This window comes from Niabella sp., from assembly GCF_030150205.1.
Classification (GTDB): Bacteria; Bacteroidota; Bacteroidia; order Chitinophagales; family Chitinophagaceae; genus Niabella.
Window position 1 is genome coordinate 140,881 of sequence record NZ_JASLGT010000017.1, and the last position, 19,762, is coordinate 160,642.

The 19,762-nt window shown below is 47.5% G+C and carries 11 protein-coding genes; 3 read left to right on the plus strand and 8 right to left on the minus strand.

Annotation, left to right across the window (positions count from 1 at the left end):
• Positions 1 to 1,183: 1,183 nt before the first annotated feature.
• From Q1V85_RS14435 to Q1V85_RS14445, 3 genes are all read right to left on the minus strand, one after another.
• Positions 1,184 to 2,725 (minus strand): S26 family signal peptidase, encoded by a 1,542-nt coding sequence (locus Q1V85_RS14435; protein ID WP_300601106.1) that lies wholly within the window; start codon positions 2,723 to 2,725, stop codon positions 1,184 to 1,186.
• Positions 2,726 to 2,871: 146 nt separating this feature from the next.
• Entirely contained in the window at positions 2,872 to 4,524 is a 1,653-nt protein-coding gene (locus Q1V85_RS14440; RefSeq protein WP_300601108.1) for a S8 family peptidase, read from the minus strand.
• A 171-nt stretch (positions 4,525 to 4,695) separates the two neighbouring features.
• Positions 4,696 to 6,219: an aldehyde dehydrogenase family protein gene (locus Q1V85_RS14445; protein WP_300601110.1), complete on the minus strand. Its 1,524-nt coding sequence runs from the start codon at positions 6,217 to 6,219 to the stop codon at positions 4,696 to 4,698.
• Positions 6,220 to 6,598: 379 nt separating this feature from the next.
• On the opposite strand from Q1V85_RS14445, the gene Q1V85_RS14450 reads away from it, so the two are divergent.
• Positions 6,599 to 7,675, plus strand: a complete 1,077-nt coding sequence (locus Q1V85_RS14450; protein ID WP_300601111.1) for a Gfo/Idh/MocA family oxidoreductase — start codon at positions 6,599 to 6,601, stop codon at positions 7,673 to 7,675.
• A 203-nt stretch (positions 7,676 to 7,878) separates the two neighbouring features.
• On the opposite strand, the gene Q1V85_RS14455 is transcribed toward Q1V85_RS14450, so the two are convergent.
• From Q1V85_RS14455 to Q1V85_RS14475, 5 genes are all read right to left on the minus strand, one after another.
• The gene (locus Q1V85_RS14455) at positions 7,879 to 8,631 is read right to left on the minus strand and encodes a hypothetical protein (protein ID WP_300601113.1); all 753 of its coding nucleotides are present in this window, start codon (positions 8,629 to 8,631) and stop codon (positions 7,879 to 7,881) included.
• 231 nt (positions 8,632 to 8,862) lie between these two features.
• Positions 8,863 to 12,285, minus strand: coding sequence for a family 16 glycoside hydrolase (locus Q1V85_RS14460; RefSeq protein ID WP_300601115.1), 3,423 nt, complete (start codon positions 12,283 to 12,285; stop codon positions 8,863 to 8,865).
• Positions 12,286 to 12,302: 17 nt separating this feature from the next.
• A complete protein-coding gene (locus Q1V85_RS14465; protein WP_300601117.1) occupies positions 12,303 to 13,556 on the minus strand; it encodes a Gfo/Idh/MocA family oxidoreductase in 1,254 nt (417 codons plus the stop codon).
• 582 nt (positions 13,557 to 14,138) lie between these two features.
• Positions 14,139 to 16,070: a glucosamine-6-phosphate deaminase gene (gene nagB / locus Q1V85_RS14470; RefSeq protein WP_300601119.1), complete on the minus strand. Its 1,932-nt coding sequence runs from the start codon at positions 16,068 to 16,070 to the stop codon at positions 14,139 to 14,141.
• A gap of 50 nt (positions 16,071 to 16,120) precedes the next feature.
• Complete coding sequence (locus Q1V85_RS14475) at positions 16,121 to 17,755, minus strand: beta-N-acetylhexosaminidase (protein ID WP_300601121.1); 1,635 nt, start codon at positions 17,753 to 17,755, stop codon at positions 16,121 to 16,123.
• Positions 17,756 to 17,894: 139 nt separating this feature from the next.
• Here Q1V85_RS14475 and Q1V85_RS14480 point away from each other — a divergent pair, with 139 nt between their 5' ends.
• Positions 17,895 to 18,416 carry a nuclear transport factor 2 family protein gene (locus Q1V85_RS14480; RefSeq protein WP_300601123.1) on the plus strand — a complete coding sequence of 174 codons (522 nt, stop codon included), beginning with the start codon at positions 17,895 to 17,897 and terminating at the stop codon, positions 18,414 to 18,416.
• A gap of 308 nt (positions 18,417 to 18,724) precedes the next feature.
• Positions 18,725 to 19,750 carry an isoaspartyl peptidase/L-asparaginase family protein gene (locus Q1V85_RS14485; RefSeq protein WP_300601126.1) on the plus strand — a complete coding sequence of 342 codons (1,026 nt, stop codon included), beginning with the start codon at positions 18,725 to 18,727 and terminating at the stop codon, positions 19,748 to 19,750.
• Positions 19,751 to 19,762: the final 12 nt, after the last annotated feature.

Sequence of the window (19,762 nt, forward strand, 5' to 3'; positions counted from 1 at the left end):
ACGTTGGTTCCCATTTGGTGTCTGATGATCTATCCGCTGTTCACTATTGCCCTTGCTTTGGGGGACATATAGACTGGGGGACCCCGGAATTATTTCAGGATTAACGCCCGCCCACACGAGCCATCCAGACGGGGGGATGGGCAGGTTTAACGTTCGGCGTTAGATCCGTATTATACTCAATGCCAGATGCCAGATCATTGATCCCGGAAGAATCAACTGATAACTGAAAACTGAATCTGATAGCTGAAAACCGTTCAACGTTTCACGTTAGATCCATTCTACACTTGATGCGGCCGGATAGATTTGTATTCCGGACATAATCAACTGAAAACTGACGGCTGACCGCTGATAACTGAAACCTGCCCGCCATAGCGGGTTGGATTCAGTTTTTAATGAACCGGCATCAAAATGATCTTTATGGGGTGTACCTACGGCACACCCGATGATCTTCGGCCGTAACCTGGCTACCAATAGATTGTTCCGATGGAACAAAACAGTCGAAATGGTTTTGGGCCTGTCACTCTTTGTATTTGGATATTGTTTATGAATGCCATTGTCCCTTTTTAGAACCCTTTATTAGAGCAACATACCGGCTGCTCAATGAAATGCCATAATGATCATTTTGATCGCGGTTCATTATTGCACTTGATGTGGCCGGACAGATTTGTATTGCCGACGTAATCAACTGAAAACTGATGGCTGACTGCTGATAACTAAAGCTGTTCCAGGTTTAACGTTCAACGTTTCACGTTGGTTCCCGTTTGGTGTCTGATGATCTATCAGCTGTTCACTATTGCCCTTGCTTTGGGGGACATATAGACTGGGGGGACCCCCGGAATTATTTCAGGATTAACGCCCGCCCGCACGAGCCATCCAGACGGGGATGGGCAGGTTTAACGTTCGGCGTTAGATCCGTATTATACTCAATGCCAGATGCCAGATCATTGATCCCGGAAGAATCAACTGATAACTGAAAACTGACGGCTGACCGCTCCTAGCTAAAGCTGTTCCAGGTTGAATTCCGTTTTACACCTGATTGCAGGATAAATTTATCTTCCGGATGGAATCAACTGAAAACTGATGGCTGACTGCTGAAAACTTTTGTTTAAGACTCCAGTTTAGATCCGTTTCATATTAGCTTTCGGCGTTTAGCTTTTAATGTATCTTTTACCTGTCCGGGAAATTATTTAATGATCTTAAAGAACCGTTTCCAGCGGGGACCGTTCTCATAACTGAACCAGATCATCGCGGCTTTTCCGACTACATGATCTTCGGGTACAAATCCCCAGTAACGGCTATCCTGCGATTTATGACGGTTATCACCCATCATCCAGTAATAATCCATTTTAAACGTGTATTTGTTGGTAGGTGTACCATTGATCACAAAACTGCCGTTTGGATTTTCAACCAGGCTATTCTTTTCATATACCTGTATGGCCCGGCGGTACAGCGCAATGTTTTCCGGGCTAAGGGTGATGGTAGCGCCTTTTTTAGGGATCCAGATGGCTCCGAAATTATCCCGGTTCCATTTGAAGTGTACCGTATCAAAAGGAAAGGTTCCCGGCTCTGTATAATGGGCGGGGTAGGTATCTTTTACAATGCTGTTGGGATCTACTACCGATAGCTTTCTCAATATGTCGAGTTCCGGAAGTGTAAGGTTGATGCTATAGTTGCCTCCGCTCATCATGCCGAAATCCGGACCTGAGCCTTCCATATTCAGCCGGATGCCCGATTCCCGCAGGAAGTCGGCATCAATAGGCGCATTATTACGGGTACGGAAGAAATAGTAGGTGGCAGAGGTAGGCGGCACAAAACCCGGTTCATTGTTGATATATACAATGCCATTCACGATCTTCAGCGAATCACCGGCAACGCCGATGCAGCGCTTGATATAGTTGTCGGTTTTGTCAACCGGGTGTACCGCCAGCGGCTGAAATTCGGGGTTGTTTAATACCTGTTCGCGGCCATATGCCCTTACAAGCGAATAGTAGGGCTGGAAGGACTGGAAGCCTTCCCGGTTAATAACCGTATCTCCTTCAGGGAAATTGAACACCACACAATCGTTTCTTTTTACCGGTGATGCAAACCAGCGGATATAGGGCAGCTTAATGAGCGTGGAATAGGACTTGGCGCTGCTTCCCGGCAGGTAATTATGTAAAAAAGGCACGGAAAGCGGCGTGTTGGGGATCCGCGGTCCGTAACTGAATTTACTTACAAAAAGGTAGTCATTGATCAGCAGTGTTTTTTCCATTGAACTGGATGGAATCACATAGGCTTCAAAAATAAAGATACGGATAAGGGTTGCGGCTACAACAGCAAAGATTGCGGCATCCACCCATTCTCTCCATGCGGGTTTTTGGTGATGTTTAACGCCTTCGGCTTTGATAAAGCGCGCATCTTTGTTGCGGGCCAGCCATGGAAAATAAAAGGGTGCAAATAAAGCAGCAAAGAAATGATCCGAGAAAGAAAAGCGACAAAATACTTTTGCAAATTCAATGAAAATACCCGGTGTGATAAACCAACCTACTACCGGAATGAACTGCCAGAACACCCAATGCTTCGGCCGCCCGGTAATTTCCTGCATGATCCAGGTGTTATAAAAAGGAACATAAGCTTTCCAGGAAGCCTGTCCTGCTTTTTTAAACAGGGGAGCCAGGCCAAAGGAGGGAAGAAATACCAGGAGGATACTGATCAGATAAACAACAATTAAATGGTGCAGTGGCATCGATTCAAACTATTTTAATCAACAAATTTATTGTAAAGGGGGCATAATGTACCCTTTTACAATATATAATTAACAATTTAACGGCATCTAATGAAAGAGGCTGCCCCCAAATATATGGAAACAGCCTCTTGCTATAACAAAAATCTTTATTTGCGTTTCTTGGCAGCCGGTTTTGGCGCCGCGCCGCCTTTTTGGTACGTATCGGCCAGTTTAACCGCTTCATAAGCGTTTATGATACCACCGCTTGTGCACAGGTCGGAGAGGGAAACCAATGCCCCGGTTTCGGGGTTGGTTACTTTTTCTGTGGGTTTTACTACCGACCGTTCAATGATCTCTTTTACCTGCAGGGCGCTGAGTTCAGGATAATAACTCATGATCAGCGCTGCTAACCCGGTAACCACCGGTGCTGCCATACTGGTGCCCTGTTGATTGCCATATACATTACCACCCGGCAGCGTGGAATAGATCAATACGCCGGGTGCAAAAACATCCACCTCTTTCTTTCCATAATTGGAGAAGTTGGCCACCAGCCCGTTTTTTGCGTCGGGCCCGCTGGCTCCAACGGTGATCCAGGTGGCCGGTCTGCTTTTATCCAGGTAGTATGCCGAAGGGAAATTATATGTGGTGTCATTATCCTGTTTATCGTTCCCGGCTGCGTGTATCAGCAACACCCCTTTATCTACGGCATATTTAACGGCTTCGTCCACCCATTTTTTTTCAGGGGAGTACCCTTTTCCAAAGCTCATATTGATCACACGGGCACCATTGTCTACCGCATACCGGATGCCCAGTGCGATATCCTTGTCGTGCTCGTCGCCATTGGGCACCGCACGTACGGCCATGATCTGTACGTTATCGGCTACACCGTCCATACCGATACCATTCATTCTTGCCGCGCCCACAATACCGGCCACATGCGTGCCGTGCATTGCCGATTCGTCATCTACCGTAAGATTGTTATTGCCATAATACCGGTCGTTAATGTCATTATAATTATCTTTTACCACCTCATCGCGGTAAGGCTCAGGAGCCCGTTTCCTGTTATTCATTTTTTCCACATCCCGCTCTACCACTTCGATCAGGTCTTTGTTGGTAAGATCGTCACTGTTATTGTCTTTGCTGAAAGCGGTCAGGAATGCCTTGAACTGGTTGGCATTTACCGTGGTGGCCCGGTATTCAGCAAGGTCTTTTACCGTGTATTTTTCTTTTTTCAGATCAATACGGATGATCTCGTCACCTGTTTTCATCATTTTGAGGGCCCGGTCCAGGAACATATCATCCGACCCGTTTTCATCGGGCTTAAAAACCTCGTTTTTTGCGCGCAGCCAGGTATTATAGGCTTCTTTCTCTGATGCCGGAACCTGGTCGGCGGTCTTATCCTGGTATTTGTTTCTGAATGCCCAGTAAACCCGGGCCGCTTCATAAGAATCTTTGGTCACATTGGCTTTTCCATCGCGACTGCCGATAAAATTCCAGCCATGCACATCATCGACATACCCGTTCTTATCATCATCGATCCCGTTGCCGGGGATCTCACCTTTATTGACCCACAAAACGGGCCGAAGGTCTTCATGGGTGGTATCGATCCCGGAATCGACAATGCCCGCAATCACCGGCGTGCTTTTTTTGTTTTTTGACTTTAGAAAATCATAGGCTTTGTCCAGGCTGATGCCATAATAACCGTCTGTTTTCAGATCTTTCAAATGCCATCCTTTCGGAACCTCGGATTGTGCATAACCTGTCATGAGCAAAGCGCTTCCCAACAGGGACAACCCGGTTTTTTTCAACAATTTCATCATGTATTGTCTAAATTGAGTTTTCGTAATGCAAAAGCTGCAAATTTAGCGGATCTGCTTTAAAGATTATCTTAAAAGAGACCTCCTTAAAGCCAGGGTCCGGTACTATTATTTACGATGCAGTGTGGTTTTGAACCGTTGCACTTTTGTTGTTCTTTAAGTAATATTTATCAGTTACAGGTCAAACCGGATACCCTGGGCCAGGGGCAGGGCCGTGCTGTAGTTAATGGTATTGGTTTGACGCCGCATGTAATTTTTCCAGGCATCGCTGCCGCTTTCCCTTCCGCCGCCGGTTTCTTTTTCTCCGCCAAAAGCGCCCCCGATCTCCGCACCGGAGGTACCGATATTGACGTTGGCAATACCACAATCGCTTCCGGCTGCCGAAAGAAATTGTTCAGCTTCCCGCAGGTTCAGGGTCATAATGGCGGATGAAAGTCCCTGGGGCACTTCGTTCTGTAACGCAATAGCCTCCTCCAGGGTATGATATTTCAGCAGGTACAGAATGGGAGCGAAGGTCTCTTCTTTTACAATAGAATACCCGGGTTTAACTTCTGCAACACAGGGTTTTACGTAACATCCGCTTTTGTAGCTATCACCCTCCAGTATGCCACCTTCCACAAGAAAGCGGCCTCCTTCTTCCCGGCATTTTTCAATAGCGCTGATATAGGCCTGCACGGCGGCTTTGTCGATAAGCGGGCCTACATGATTCACCGGATCAAGCGGGTCGCCGATCTTTAGCTGGCTATACGCCTGTTTTAATTTTTCTTTTGCGGTTTCATAAACGGACTCATGAATAATAAGACGGCGGGTACTGGTACAGCGTTGTCCGGCCGTACCTACGGCACCAAACAGCGCCCCTGTTATCGCAATATTCAGATCTGCGTCTTTTGAAATAATGATGGCATTGTTGCCACCCAGTTCCAGCAGGGAGCGGCCCAGCCGGCCGGCTACTGTTGCGGCTACCGATTTGCCCATCCGGGTAGAACCCGTTGCTGAAACAAGGGCAACCCGGGTATCTTCAGCAAGCCAGGCACCGGCTGCTCTTTCACCGGAAATTAAATTACAGACGCCTTCTGGTACATTATTGGATTCAAATACTTTAGAAACAATATGCTGACAAGCTACGGCACATAACGGTGTTTTCTCAGAAGGCTTCCAGATACAGGTATTGCCACAAACCCAGGCCAGCATGGCGTTCCAGCTCCATACAGCTACCGGGAAATTAAAAGCAGAAATAATACCCACCACTCCAAGCGGATGGTATTGCTCGTACATCCGGTGGCAGGGCCGTTCACTATGCATGGTAAGTCCATAAAGCTGCCGGCTAAGGCCTACCGCAAAATCGCAGATGTCGATCATTTCCTGCACCTCGCCCCAGCCTTCCTGGAGGCTTTTTCCCATTTCATAGGACACCAATCTTCCAAGAGCATCTTTATGCGTCCGCAGGGCATCGCCGATCTGCCGCACCACATCTCCCCGCCGTGGTGCGGGCCATGCGCGCCATTCGGTAAAAGCGGCCTGTGCCTTTGCCACCACTTCATTATAGGTGGTTTCATCTGTAGCTGTTACGGTTCCGATCAGCTGACCGTTTACCGGCGAGTACGACATGATATCGTCTGAAAGCGCACCCAGCCAGGTGCTGCCCGTGCTGGTACCCCGGTTGTTTTTTTCAATGCCCAGTGTTTTTAAAAAATCCATAGTTGTGATTTTGATCGGGGAATTTACGAAAAATAAACCGGAGTCGTTCGCCATGGAAGCACAGAACCACTGAAGCTTTTTAGAATCTGCGCGTTCGATGATTTTTGTGAGGTACACCGGAATATGCAGGACTATTGATCACTGTTGTTTTTTTGGGTGTTCCGGTTGCAAAAAAACAGAAGCTGTTTGTCATTTTGGACTCCGTTATCCGGCACGGGATGGCGGTTTGAAAGTGATGAAGAGATACAGGCATTGAAGCACCCTGTTTTTCTGTATTTCAGTATTTCTGTGACATAAAAGAAGCAACAACCGGTCATGATTTTCCGTTGATTTCCTGTAAGTTTGAAGTATCTACTTAAAATAAAATCAATAACGTCATATGAGTGAAAAACGGATACGGGTACTGGTAGCAGGCTGCGGAAATATGGGTAGCTCGCATGCGGCCGCCTATCATCAAATGGAAGCCTTCGAAATTTGCGGACTGGTATCCCGGGGTAACAGTAATCGGGAACTAAACCAGCAACTGGCTGCGGATTACCCGCTTTATTCGGATTATTACGAAGCACTTGCCGAAACAAAACCGGATGCCGTTTGCATTGCCACCTATCAGGATACCCATGAAGCGTATGCTATAAAAGCCCTGGAAGCCGGCGCCCATGTATTTATTGAAAAGCCGCTGGCAGATTCTGTTGCCGGGGCAGAGCGGGTAGTGGAAGCTGCTAAAAAGCATCAAAAGAAATTGGTGATCGGTTATATCCTGCGGCATCACCCTTCCTGGAAAAAATTTATCGAACTGGCCGCCGGGCTGGGCCGTCCCCTGGTAATGCGGATGAACCTGAACCAGCAAAGCAGTGGCCATGCCTGGCAGGTGCACAAAAAATTTCTTTCCAATATGAGCCCCATCGTAGACTGCGGTGTGCATTACATTGATGTGATGTGCCAGATGGTGCGCTCAAAACCGGTACAGGTAACCGCTATCGGTGCGCGCCTTTCGGAATCCGTTCCGGAGGGGAACTATAACTATGGCCAGTTGCAGATTAGGTTTGAGGATGGATCTGTTGGCTGGTATGAAGCGGGATGGGGACCCATGATCAGTGAAACGGCTTTTTTTGTAAAAGATGTGATCGGTCCGAAGGGTTCAGTTTCCATCGTGGCTAAAAATGCAGGCGGAGTAGGCGCTTCTTCCAATATTGACGCGCATACAAAAACAGAATCTATTTTATTGCATCACGCAGATATCGATGCCGATGACCGGTTTACAAAGAACGATGAATGGATCGATATGCAGGATGAGCCTGGCCACCAGGAGCTTTGCAACCGGCAGCAGCGTTACTTTTACGATGCGATCGTTCAGGATACAGACCTTACGGATCATATGAATGATGCGGTAAACAGCCTGCGGATCGCATTCGCCTGCGATGAATCGGTAAAGACGGGGCAGGTGGTGATGTTATAGGATTTAATCGATAGGGAATAGGCAATAGGCAATAGTGAATGGAGAATGGGCGGCAGGGAATCAATGCCGTTTTCATATTACTAAATAAAAAGAGGCTGCCTGTTTTCAGGATAACCTCTTTTTATAATAGGCATTCACAACTGAGACTATTGACTGTTCACTATTCAATACTTTTCCTTAAGCCAGATGTTGGGCCGGAAGACTTAATGCCCGAGATGATCTTTTGTATCAGGTTGTATCAGGCTTTGAACGGGGTAAGCGGGCCGATTCTCTTTTTTTATTTCAGCAAGCCCACTATACCGGTAAGTGAGAACTTTAAAAATACTCAATAGTGCAACGATGGTGGTAATGGCTATAGCAGTGTTGTTTTTTATAGCAACAGTGATGGAAATAACGACCAGGCAACTCAGGATCACTATAGAAACCAGGCCGGCGTTTGATGCCATGAAACCTGGCTGCCGGGCTATATGGTTTCCGGGTGCCTGACGGGCATTATACTCCTGTATTTTTTTCCTGATTTCCTGAGTTAGTTTTTTTGTTTCCAATGAAAAGCCGCATACCCTGTTTTTGGTTGCAAGCAAAAATGATGTTTTGGCCCCGTTTGTATGGGAAAATTTCAGGCGATCGGCAAAGGGATTAAAAATATAAAGCGTATAACTCTTAAGCGAGGAGAGCGGGATCTCCTTTCTTTTTATAATATGTCCATTCTTATCTAAGTACCCGATGCGGATGATATCACTATCGCAGTCAACCCTGATGGGTTTGCCAAAGTAGTCCTCAAAAAACAGGCCCAAAAATACCAGCAAAATCATCCCGGCAGCTACCACCACAATACATGTTTTCATAAGGAGCGGCTCATTGTGTTGTTGAAAGTAATATCCCACTCCCAAAAAAAGAATGAGAACCACCATTGCAATCCATCCGATCAGTGGTCTGTTTGTTATATAGCTGATCATACCGTTTATTATAGCTGCTATAAATATAGCTTATTGAAATCAATCTGCAATGCAGTGTCCGGGAATAGTTCATAGTCAATGGTCAATAGTAATGGGCAAGCAGGGAATCAATGCGGCTTCCACCTTTTATCAAATAAAAAGAGGCCGCCCATTTTCAGGACAACCTCTTTTTACGATAGTCATGGGCTATTTGCTGTCAACCTTTCACTATCAACTTCTCACTATTCACTATTATTTCTTCCCCATATCCTTTATCCTCAGGTTCCGGAATTTAACATAGGAGCCATGTCCCAGGAACCCGATATGCCCGGTCTTATTCAGCAAGCCGGGATGTTTTTTATGATCCGGTGTATCGGTATTGTTCTTACTGGCCTTGGCAATATCACCATCTACGATGGTCTTACCATTCAGGATCACGGTAATGTGATTGCCTACGGCTCTTACTTCCTCGTAGTTCCATTCGCCCACCGGTTTTAAATAACCTCTTAAGGCCGGGATGATTCCATAAACGGAGCCATGATACTGGTAAGGCTGCAGCTCTTTATAGATAGGCGCTTCGTTGTCCAGGATCTGCAGCTCCATACCCTCATAAGCGGCATCGCCGGTTAACGGGGCACGGATACCCAAACCATTGTTGGCACCCGGTGTTAACTGGAATTCGAAACGCATTACAAAATCGCTGTATTCTTTTTCGGTATATACGTTGCGGTTAGCACCTTCCGGAACGGCAATGGTAGGATCGCAGATGATGTTGCCATCCTGGGCAAAATAGCCCTCGGTATTGCCGGTCCAGCCTTTCATGTCCACGCCGTTGAACATCGGTACAAACCCTTCTTTCTTTTCCTGTTCATTCAGTACATAGGGCTGGGGACGGGGAATTTCGCGCACATATACATCGCGGAATTCGAGCCGGGTACCGTGCGCCTGCAGTTCAATCGCCTCTTTAGAGAAGATGGGAATATTACGATCCCAGTAATTTTCCAGTACGGTGTTGTTGGTAACCAGCTGACCATTCAGGTAAACGGTTACTTTGTTGCCCACCATCTTTATGCGGAATGTATTCCATTCGTTGATGGGGTTATCGGCAAAAACAAGCGGCGTGCTCCGGTTTTTCTGGTTGTTATATAAACCTCCGGAACCAACCTGGGCGCCTACATCGGTACGCGAAGGATCCCAGGTCTGCACCTGCGGAGAACCTCTTAAATAAACACCACCATCGCCTTTGGCTTCCATTCTCCAATCTACAAACATTTCAAAGTCTTCGTACATTTTAGCAGATACCAGGTTGTCGAACCCTTTACCGTCAAACACCAGCACTCCGTTCTCTACCCGCCAGTCTCTGCGCATCAGTTCATCGGCTTTTTGCTGCGCTTCTGCCAGTTGCTGAGGCGTCATCTTCGCCCTTGTGAGCGGATTGCCCACCAGGCCTTTCCAGCCGGAGAGGTCCCTGCCATTGAACATAGACACATAACCCGGTTCCTTTGGAAGACCCGCCAGTTGTTTTACCCAGGCCGCTTTCTGATAAGCTGCCTCGCCATCTTTGTTCAAAGAGATCGCTTTGTTTACAATGTCTTCTACCATCGGTCCGTAAAGATCGGTATGATCGGTAACGATCGCCATTACCGCCTGTACGGCGGCTTGTTGCAATGCGGCATCATCTAAGTATTTGGAAACAAATACCAGGGATAATAAGGAACTGTTGCTGGAGATACCCCGGAGGATATTTGTTTTTTGTGTATTGTCAGCAGCCAGGTCCATGGCCTTGCGGAACATCAGGATCTTCTGATCGGTTGGATTTTTAGAGCGGTTGATGCCTGCAATAAAGCTATTGAGTGCTTCCTTTTTAAAAGCGGCATTGGCCGGGCCTTTGGCAATGGTATAAAGTGCATCCAATGCTGTAAAATCACTCCAGGATGCAAGGGCTTTCAATGCCGCGGCTTTCTGATCCTGGTTACCGGTATTGAAATCGTTCCGTACCACATCCAGGGCTTCTTTACCACCAATATCACCCAGTACGGAATAATAGTGGGTTTTGCTGGCGCCCGCACCATTCATCAGCTCTTTTACCGCTGCAACCTGGTCTGCCTTTGTTTTCTTTTCTTTAATGGCTGCAAACAACGACTGTTGCAGGGCATCGGCTTCTTCTGCATTGGACGTTTGGTTCAGCAGGGCGGCGATCTTTGCTTCATCCCCGGCTGCAGCTACATAGGGCAGGGCCTTTATTGCGGCAAGCCGTACGGCGGCATCGCTGTTGGTAACATCTCCAAAAACGGTGGAGGCGTATTGCTCACCTCCACGGCGGGCTACTATGTCCATCAGAGCGGTGCGTGCCGTGCCCGAAGCCTGAGGCAACAGGGCTGCGGCCTGACTGGCTACCTCGGCGCCTTTGATGGTCAACAGGGCATTTTTAGCTGCACCGGCTATTGTTGCGTCACCGGATTTAACCAGGTTCAGCAATGGCGCAATGGCCTTGTCTTCACCGGCACGTGCAATAGCGGCGATGGCTGCCAGCTGCACCTGTTTGTTATCAGAACCCAGGAGGCTGGTCAGCAGCGGCAATGCCGACTGATCTTTATGCGCTCCGAATACATATAACAGGTCTGCCTGCTGATCGGGATCGCTTGCTTTTTTTACAGCATCCTGCAGCTGTGCAGCTGTTTGGGCATTATAGGATTGCTCCAGCAAGGCTACGGCTGCTGCACGGTATTGTTTATCGGATGATGAAAGTGCTGAAAGCAGCTCCGGGCGCGCATTTTCTCCGGCCGTTTTATAAAGCAGGGCCAGGGCTGCGTTTTTGAACTGTGCGGGCAGGCCGTTCATGGCCAGTAAGGCACGGGCCGTTGTTTCGGCTTCTGCTTTACCCGTACCTGCTGCTGCTTTAGAAAGATAACGCAGGTAAGAGTTCATTGTATTGGATGCTTCCGCCTTATAGTTTACCTTTTGTGCAGCGGCTTTCATGGTAGCGGCTGATTGCGGATCACCGATCACTGCCAGTGCATACAGCAATACCTTTTGAGTATTGGCATCCTGCGCAGTGGGGTACAGTTGCTGCAATTTTTTTGCTGCAGGTGCATATCCCATATCGCCTAATGCTTTTATCAGTGTGATCTGCTGGCTGCCTTTTGCTGTAGTTAATGCATATAATAATGCGTTTGCTGAAGTGGTGGTATTAACCCGTACCAGTACCCGCGCAGCAGGATCGCTGAGGCGTTTGCTGAGCAGGTAGCTTTTTACAACGGGTACTACTTCATCACCGGCTATATACTGGAGTTCCTGCAACAGGAAGTCTTTTACTTCATCATTTTTGGCGGCTTTGATCCCGTTTGTGAGGGCCATGGCCGCAGTACGTTTTGCCGCGAGATCGGTTCCCTTGCCAAGATACTTGGTCAACCCGCCAATGGCATAGCGGGCCGCTTCATCGGTCCGTTTGCCGGGAGGCTGAACAGCCGCAATAATCTTCCGGTAACCGGGTTCTCCGATGCTTACCAGTTCTTTCATGGCCGCATCCAGTGCCGCTGAATTTTGCGGCGGTAATTTCATTAAAAGATCGGCCACCTTTGTTTCGGTGGTGCGTACATCTGTTTTTTGCTGGGCAGGAGCCATACCCGCCAGCGCTAGCAATATAAAAGTTAGTATCGTGAATTTTTTCATCATCTGTTTTTTTAGGATCATCAAATGGACCAGGGGCCGCGCATGGGTTGGTGAATAAGTGCATTGGCTGCGGCGTCGTTTACGAATTCCAGTTTTACCGGATCAAATTCCAACGAGCGTCCCAGGCGCACAGCAGTAATCGCCAGGTTCACCATAGTAGAAGAGCGGAAACCATTGTCTTCATTCAATGCAAACTTCTGACGGGTTTTTACCGCCTGGGCAAAGTCGCCCAGTTGTGGTTCCGGATCCGGCATGGCGGCCAGTTTTTTATCAAGATCGGGGATGGTGGTACGGAATCCGTTGAACACTTTTCCTTTTGGTCCTTCAATATAAGCGGCATTGGTATCGCGGTTCTCACCATCCAGGATGATCTTGCAGCCATCCTCGTACGTGAGTTCAATGCGCTTCCAGGTGCCGGCCGCATCCGGGTCCTGCTCAGGAGCATCCACATCAATTCTTACAGGACTGGTATGGTCCTTTCCTAAAAAGTATTGAACCGGGTCCAGGTAATGTTGTCCCATATCGCCCAGTCCGCCGCCATCATAGTCCCAATATCCACGGAAGGTCTGGTGCACGCGATGGGGGTTATAAGGTTTAAAAGGCGCAGGTCCCAGCCAGAAATCATAATCCAGTTCCTGTGGCACGGGTTGTACATCGAGTACAGATTTGCCTACCCAGTAAAATTTCCAGTTAAACCCGGTTGCGGCATTTACAGTTACTTTCAGCGGCCATCCTAACAAACCGCTTTCCACCAGTTTCTTGATGGGCTTTACGGTAGTGTTCATCCCGTAAAAATTATCTTTAAAACGGAACCAGGTATTCAACCGGAACATGCGTTCATTTTGCTGGATCACTTCCCGAACCCGTTTCCCTTCACCAATGGTGCGGGTCATGGGTTTTTCGCACCAAACATCCTTACCGGCGTTGGCCGCATCTACACTCATGATACCGTGCCAGTGCGGAGGAGTGGCGATGTGCACAATGTCGATGGCCGGATCCTGCAGCAGCTCCCGGTAGTCGTGATAGGTTTTGGTTCCCTTTGGAGATTTGCCCAACGCGTCGTTCAGATGCTTTTTGTCAACATCGCAAATGGCTACCAGGCGTGCACCGGGATAAGCAATATGACCTTGCCCCATTGCACCAACACCGATGATGGCCTTCGTCAGCTGGTCGCTGGGCGCAATATGCCGGGGACCTCCCAACACATAGGACGGCACAATGCTGAATGCTGCAAATGAAGCAGCACTGTTCTTAATAAATTTTCTGCGATTCATATGAATGTTTAATGGCTTTAAGAAGTTAGTAAACCGTTAATGCTGGTTAAAGATAAGTGTGGCAGATAAATAACTAAAATAATCAGCGTTGTTTTTTTGTATCTTTTTAATAAAGAAGTCGGTTTGGTAAAAATTATTATTATACAAACCGCTCTTTTTGTAAAAAATGATAAAAGTGTTGGGCCAGAGGCAACGAAATATATTTTTAGGAACAGCCCGGTAAAACAGCTGTGTCAGCCATATCCTCGTGCTGTTTTTTTACCTGTGAGATGTTGCAGAAACCGTTGTTAAATGGACGGCTCCTGTTTTCTGTTCATTTGCTGTGAGGCGCTTATTTAATAAAATTTTCAACGCCGGGCAACCTAAGACGGCATCCTGATTTCTGCTTTATCAGGAGAAAGGAACATCAGCTATTACAGGGTACAAGGTAGAATGGTCTATCCCGATAGCTTGCCTGCTCCAATAAAAAATACGTTGCAAACCGTTTACTGCACTGTTGTATAAGAAAAGCGCCAATCCGGAGATTGGCGCTTCTTAAATATAAATCAGGATGTTGTTGAAACAATCCTGATTTTTTCGCTCTTAATAATGCCAGCGAACAAAGGCTTCCATGGCCGCATAGTGCGTCAATCCAAGGTCGGCATAAATAGTGGCCGTATTGGCGTTCCGCTCTTCCGCGCGCTGCCAGAACTCCCGGTTATCAGATCCCTGGAAAGGTACCATGTCTTTCTGCGACTGGTGAATAAAGATGCCAAACCGTTTTCTTAATACCTGCTCCGGACTCATGGGAATGGCCATTTCAATGTCTTCAATATTCCACTCCTGCCATGCGCCTTTGTACAGCCACAGCCAGCAGTCATTGATCCACTCGTCGCCTTCTTCGCGAAGCCGCTGTAATGCGGCCACAACTGCGTTGAAGCATACCAGGTGGGTACCATGCGGATCGGCGAAGTCACCGGCGCAGTAGATCTGCTGGGGTTTTATTTTACGCAGCAATTCCATCGTGATCTTTACATCTTTTTCTCCAAGCGGCTTCTTTTCGATGGTACCTGTTTCATAAAAAGGCAGGTTCATAAAATGAATATTGCTATCAGGAATGCCTACATAACGGCAGGTAGCGCCAGCTTCACCGCGACGGATCAATCCTTTAATTTCGCGGATCGTGGGCGTATCGATCTGGTTGGGTTTCTTTCCTGCCACATATTTGCGTGTTTGCGAAAGGATTTTGGCCGGCTTGTCGGAGTCGATCTTTGCGATGCTGTTAAAGCCAACGGCAAAATCCAGGAAACGGGTTACAAACTCATCGGTTACGGCAATATTTCCGGAGGTCTGGTAACCTACATGTACATCATGGCCCTGATCGTGCAGGCGCTGAAAGGTACCGCCCATGCTGATGATATCGTCATCCGGATGCGGGGAAAAGATCAGCACTGTTTTAGGATAGGGGGTCGAACGCTCGGGATGGGAAGGGATCACGGCATTGGGTTTGCCGCCGGGCCAGCCGGTAATGCTGTCGCGGAGCATATAATATACTTCCAGGTTGATCTCGTAGGCATTGCCTTTCTCCACCAGCAGATCGCTTAAACCATATTCGTTATAATCTTCGTTGGTAAGCGAAAGCACGGGTTTTTTCAGCTGCAGCGCCATATGGATCACCGCTTTCTTGATCATTTTGGGTGTCCACTCTACCTCCCCGGTCAGCCAGGGCGATTTCAGGCGGGTCAGTTCAGATGCTGCCGGCTCATCTACAATAAAGGTAACATTGGGATGGCTTTGCAACAGGGAAGCGGGTACATGCTCTGCTTCATCCTCTTCCACAGCGGCTTTTACCGCTTTTGCCTTGCCGGCACCCCAGGCCATCAGGATGATCTGTTTCGATTTTAAAATGGTGCTGATCCCCATGGTAACTGCCATCCGTGGCACTTCAGAAATATTCGCAAACTCATAGGAGTTAGCGATCCGGGTAGAGTTATCCAGGTTGATGAGGCGGGTCTTTGTATAAATACCGGAACCCGGTTCGTTAAACCCGATATGCCCGTTGTTACCAATGCCCAGTATCTGTAAATCGATGCCGCCGGCCTTTTCGATCAGTTGCTCGTAAGCCGTACAGGCTGCTTTTACATCTTCTTTTTTTACCTCACCATCGGGGATATGAATATTTTTTGGATTGATATCTACATGGTCAAACAAATGCGTCTGCATAAAGCGGTTGTAGCTCTGGATGGCTTCCTTGCTGATGGGGTAATATTCATCCAGGTTAAATGTAACCACGTTTTTAAAACTCAGTTTTTCTTCTTTGTGCATCCGCACCAGCTCTGCGTACAGGGTTTTGGGACTGGAGCCGGTAGCCAGGCCAAGCACACATTTTTGTTTCAACTTCTGTTTGTCGCGGATCAGGCTGGCGATGGTTTTTGCGATGGCCAGTGAACCGGCCTTCAGATCCGGGAAGATCTGCACTTCTACCTTCTCCAGTGTGTCTAAATGATTTTGCTTAGCAGTTTGTGACTTAGGCATTTGATATTTATTTTATATTGATTTATGAATGGGATGAAACAGTAAAGCGGTTATTTGCCAAAATAATTGGCTCCCCAGAGGTCGTACCGTTTCTTCTGAACCTCCAGCCGCTTTTTAAAGTCGTCAAAGTTACGGTCTGCTTTCGGTTTCCACAACGCTTCGCTTAATGCGCTCATTCGGGGAAACAGCATATATTCCGCTTTTTTAGGATTGCTGATGTATTCGGTCCACAGGTTTGCCTGGCCGCCCCAGATCAGTGGCCGCTCTTCTGCGGTTAAACTGTCCGGAACCACTTTCCAGTTGTATACTTTTTCTATGGGCAGGGAGTTCCGGTTATTGGTAATGGTAACAGAATCTTCTTTGGGCGACTGCTGATAGTCGAAGTACACGTAATTGTTCGGCGTCATGATCACCTGGTGTTTCTGGCGTGCCGCGGTGATACCGCCTTTTTCGCCTCTCCAGCTCATAACCGTTGCATTAGGCGCTAAACCTCCTTCCAGGATCTCGTCCCAGCCGATAATGTTCTTGCCTTTAGCATTGATGAATTTTTCCATCCGCTGAATGAAATAGCTTTGCAGGTAATGTTCCGGGCTGTGTTCTTTATCGCCTTTTATGCCCAGCTCTTTGATCCTTTTCTGGCATAACGGGCATTTTTCCCAGTTCTTCTTGGGACATTCGTCGCCGCCGATATGTACGTACTTTGAGGGGAATAGCGGTAATACTTCGCTCAGCACATCTTCCAGGAATTTAAACGTACTTTCTTTCCCTGCGCAGAATACATCTTCATATACGCCCCATGCCTGCTGTACCTTTTTACCGGTTTTATCACCGGCCCAGGTGCTTTGTTTGGGAAAATAATCGAATGTAGGTTTGTCCGGAAAACAGCTTAAATAGGGGTAGGCCGCAATGGCGCCGCCGCCATGCCCGGGCATTTCAATTTCCGGAATTACGGTAATATATCTTTTGGAAGCATAGGCTACAATATCTTTAACCTCCGCCTGGGTATAAAATCCGCCATATCTTGTGTTATCATTTCCTTTGCCGGGAAAATTACCAATGATGGTACCGTTGCGCCAGGCACCAACAGATGTTAGCTTGGGGTATTTCTTGATCTCAATTCTCCATCCCTGGTCTTCTGTAAGATGCCAGTGGAAATAGTTCATCTTATGCAGGGCAATATAATCGATGTATTTTTTTACAAAGGCTACGGGAAAATAGTGGCGTCCCACATCCAGCATCAGGCCTCTGTAAGCTACGTCCGGGGCATCGGTGATCGATACGGTGGGGATAGACAGGGTGCTGCCTTTTTCAACCGGCAGCAGCTGAATTAAGGATTGTGTTCCATAAAAGGTACCTGCTGCCGAATTACCGGAGATCCGGATGGCCGCTTCATCGGCTTCAAGGGTATACCCGTCGCCGGAAGCAGATTTTGTGCTTAACAGGATGCCTTTTGTTCCTTTTGAAACCACCGGCAGGGTAAATCCGTAATAGGATTTGAGGTAGCTGTTAAAAAGTTCCGCGATATTTTTATCGTCTTTTGACGGGGCTACAATGGATGTAGCGCGGCTGAGCGTAAAATGACCGTTTTTAACAATAACCGACTTTGGTTGGGGAATAATGTTTACTTCCTGTGCCCGGATACTGAAAAAGGCAAAACAAGCAACAAAACATAAAATGACACGCATAACAGGGATTGAGTTTTGTGGGCCAAGTTAAGGATTTTTTTGAGATAGAAATTAAGAAGGAGCAATGCAAACGATTGTCTTATTTTCGCGTTTTCCCCGGGGGATTTAAATCATATAATTTACGCGAGCTTTATACAGGATGACGAATATTGAAATCATTGATTTGTTTTTTACGGCCTTTAAAAATCTGGACCACCAGGCCATGAATGCATTATACAGCGATGACATCGTTTACAGCGACCCGCTTTTTGGAATGCTGGAAGGCGAAGAAGTAAAGGACAAATGGGAGATGGTCTGTAATGATATCCGGGATTTCCGGCTGACGGTTATTAAAACAGAGGAAATAGACCACGAGTATGCTACCTGTCAGTGGAAAGCCACCTGGATCTCTTCTCTTTCAAAAAAACAGATCGTTTTTGAGGCCAAATCGTTTATGCGGTTCTCCGGCAACCAGATCATTGAGCACAGCGATGGCTTTAGTTTGACCAAATGGATTGCCCAGGCTTATGGCATAACGGGACAGTTTTTTGGCTGGCTTAACTTTATGAAGCGCAGGGTACAAAGGAATTACCAGCAACGGCTACAGCAATTCTCCAATACCAAATCTGCCCTTCAGGCCGGTGATAAGCGTGCTTATCGTTCCGATTCGTCGGATCAATAACGGAAAATTGGAGATGGCTTTAGCCGGCAGCGGTGAGCAATCAGCTATCAGCCATCAGATTTTAGTTATCAGTTGGTGATGCCAGGTTTGAGCGCTGGATCTTGTATTTTGAGCTTGGCTCTTTGGATCTTGTGTCTTGAGATTTGGGCCTTTGGATCTTGTTTTTTTATTCCTTGTTTTCGGCGTTACGTTACCCTGGCTTCCGTTCCAATTCCCACATTCCCACATTTTCATATTTTCACATTTTGAGATTCCCACATTATCCGGAGAATGCGCGGGAATGATTAATTTCGAAAAAAAATAGGTATATGATCAACAGAAAGCGTTTTCTTCAGCTTGGATTGCTCTCCGGTGCAACGTCGTTATTGCTCAAAAATAGCCGCGGGCAGGTGGTATCACAAAATGGGCCGGTTGTCATATCTACCTGGGATGCCGGTTTGGCTGCCAATAAAGGAGCCTGGGAAATTCTTTCAAAAGGAGGTAATGCGCTGGATGCGGTAGAGAACGGTGTTAAAATAACGGAGGCGTCTCAAAACTGTTGTGTGGGGTTGGGCGCCAATCCCGACCGGGATGGCATTGTTACGCTGGACGCGAGCATCATGGATCATCAATTCAATTGCGGGAGTGTGGGCTTTTTAGAGCGGATCAAACATCCTATTTCTGTTGCCCGCCGTGTAATGGAAAAAACACCCCATGTAATGCTGGTGGGAAGCGGAGCCCAGCAGTTTGCGGTAGCAGAAGGATTTCCACTGGAGCCGCAGGAATTATCGGCGGATGCACAAAAGGCGTATAAGAAATGGCTGGAAAATTCTAAATATGAACCGGCGATCAACCGCGAAAATAAAGGACATGGCCCTTTTGCACCGGAGCGGTTCGATAATGGCGAATGGAATCACGATACCATTGGTATGCTGGCTATGGATGCAAAGGGCAATCTCAGCGGCAGCTGTACCACCAGTGGCATGGGCTTTAAGATGCGTGGCCGGCTGGGCGACTCACCGATCATTGGGGCCGGACTGTTTGTAGACAATGAAGCAGGGGCTTGTGTAGCTACCGGGCAGGGCGAAGATGTGATCCGGGTTGCGGGCTCGCATAGCGTGGTAGAGATGATGCGGCAGGGATACGGGCCGGAAGTGGCCTGCAGGAAAATTATTGAACGCATCGTAAAGATCAAAAAAGCAGATGCGCAGAAAATACAGGTGGCATTTATTGCCATTAACAGGAATGGGGTGGTAGGTGCCTACGCCATACATAAAGGATTTAGCTATGCCATTAAAACAAATACAAAAGAGGCCCTGGTAGATGCGAATTATTATTTTACAAATAACAAATAACAAATAACTTTT

What these genes read in the sequence shown, in the direction of transcription:
- Q1V85_RS14435 (WP_300601106.1), bottom strand. Translation starts at nt 2,725, where the DNA reads ATGCCACTGCACCATTTAATTGTTGTTTATCTGATCAGTATCCTCCTG.
- Q1V85_RS14440 (WP_300601108.1), bottom strand. Translation starts at nt 4,524, where the DNA reads ATGATGAAATTGTTGAAAAAAACCGGGTTGTCCCTGTTGGGAAGCGCT.
- Q1V85_RS14445 (WP_300601110.1), bottom strand. Translation starts at nt 6,219, where the DNA reads ATGGATTTTTTAAAAACACTGGGCATTGAAAAAAACAACCGGGGTACC.
- Q1V85_RS14450 (WP_300601111.1), top strand. Translation starts at nt 6,599, where the DNA reads ATGAGTGAAAAACGGATACGGGTACTGGTAGCAGGCTGCGGAAATATG.
- Q1V85_RS14455 (WP_300601113.1), bottom strand. Translation starts at nt 8,631, where the DNA reads ATGATCAGCTATATAACAAACAGACCACTGATCGGATGGATTGCAATG.
- Q1V85_RS14460 (WP_300601115.1), bottom strand. Translation starts at nt 12,285, where the DNA reads ATGATGAAAAAATTCACGATACTAACTTTTATATTGCTAGCGCTGGCG.
- Q1V85_RS14465 (WP_300601117.1), bottom strand. Translation starts at nt 13,556, where the DNA reads ATGAATCGCAGAAAATTTATTAAGAACAGTGCTGCTTCATTTGCAGCA.
- nagB (WP_300601119.1), bottom strand. Translation starts at nt 16,070, where the DNA reads ATGCCTAAGTCACAAACTGCTAAGCAAAATCATTTAGACACACTGGAG.
- Q1V85_RS14475 (WP_300601121.1), bottom strand. Translation starts at nt 17,755, where the DNA reads ATGCGTGTCATTTTATGTTTTGTTGCTTGTTTTGCCTTTTTCAGTATC.
- Q1V85_RS14480 (WP_300601123.1), top strand. Translation starts at nt 17,895, where the DNA reads ATGACGAATATTGAAATCATTGATTTGTTTTTTACGGCCTTTAAAAAT.
- Q1V85_RS14485 (WP_300601126.1), top strand. Translation starts at nt 18,725, where the DNA reads ATGATCAACAGAAAGCGTTTTCTTCAGCTTGGATTGCTCTCCGGTGCA.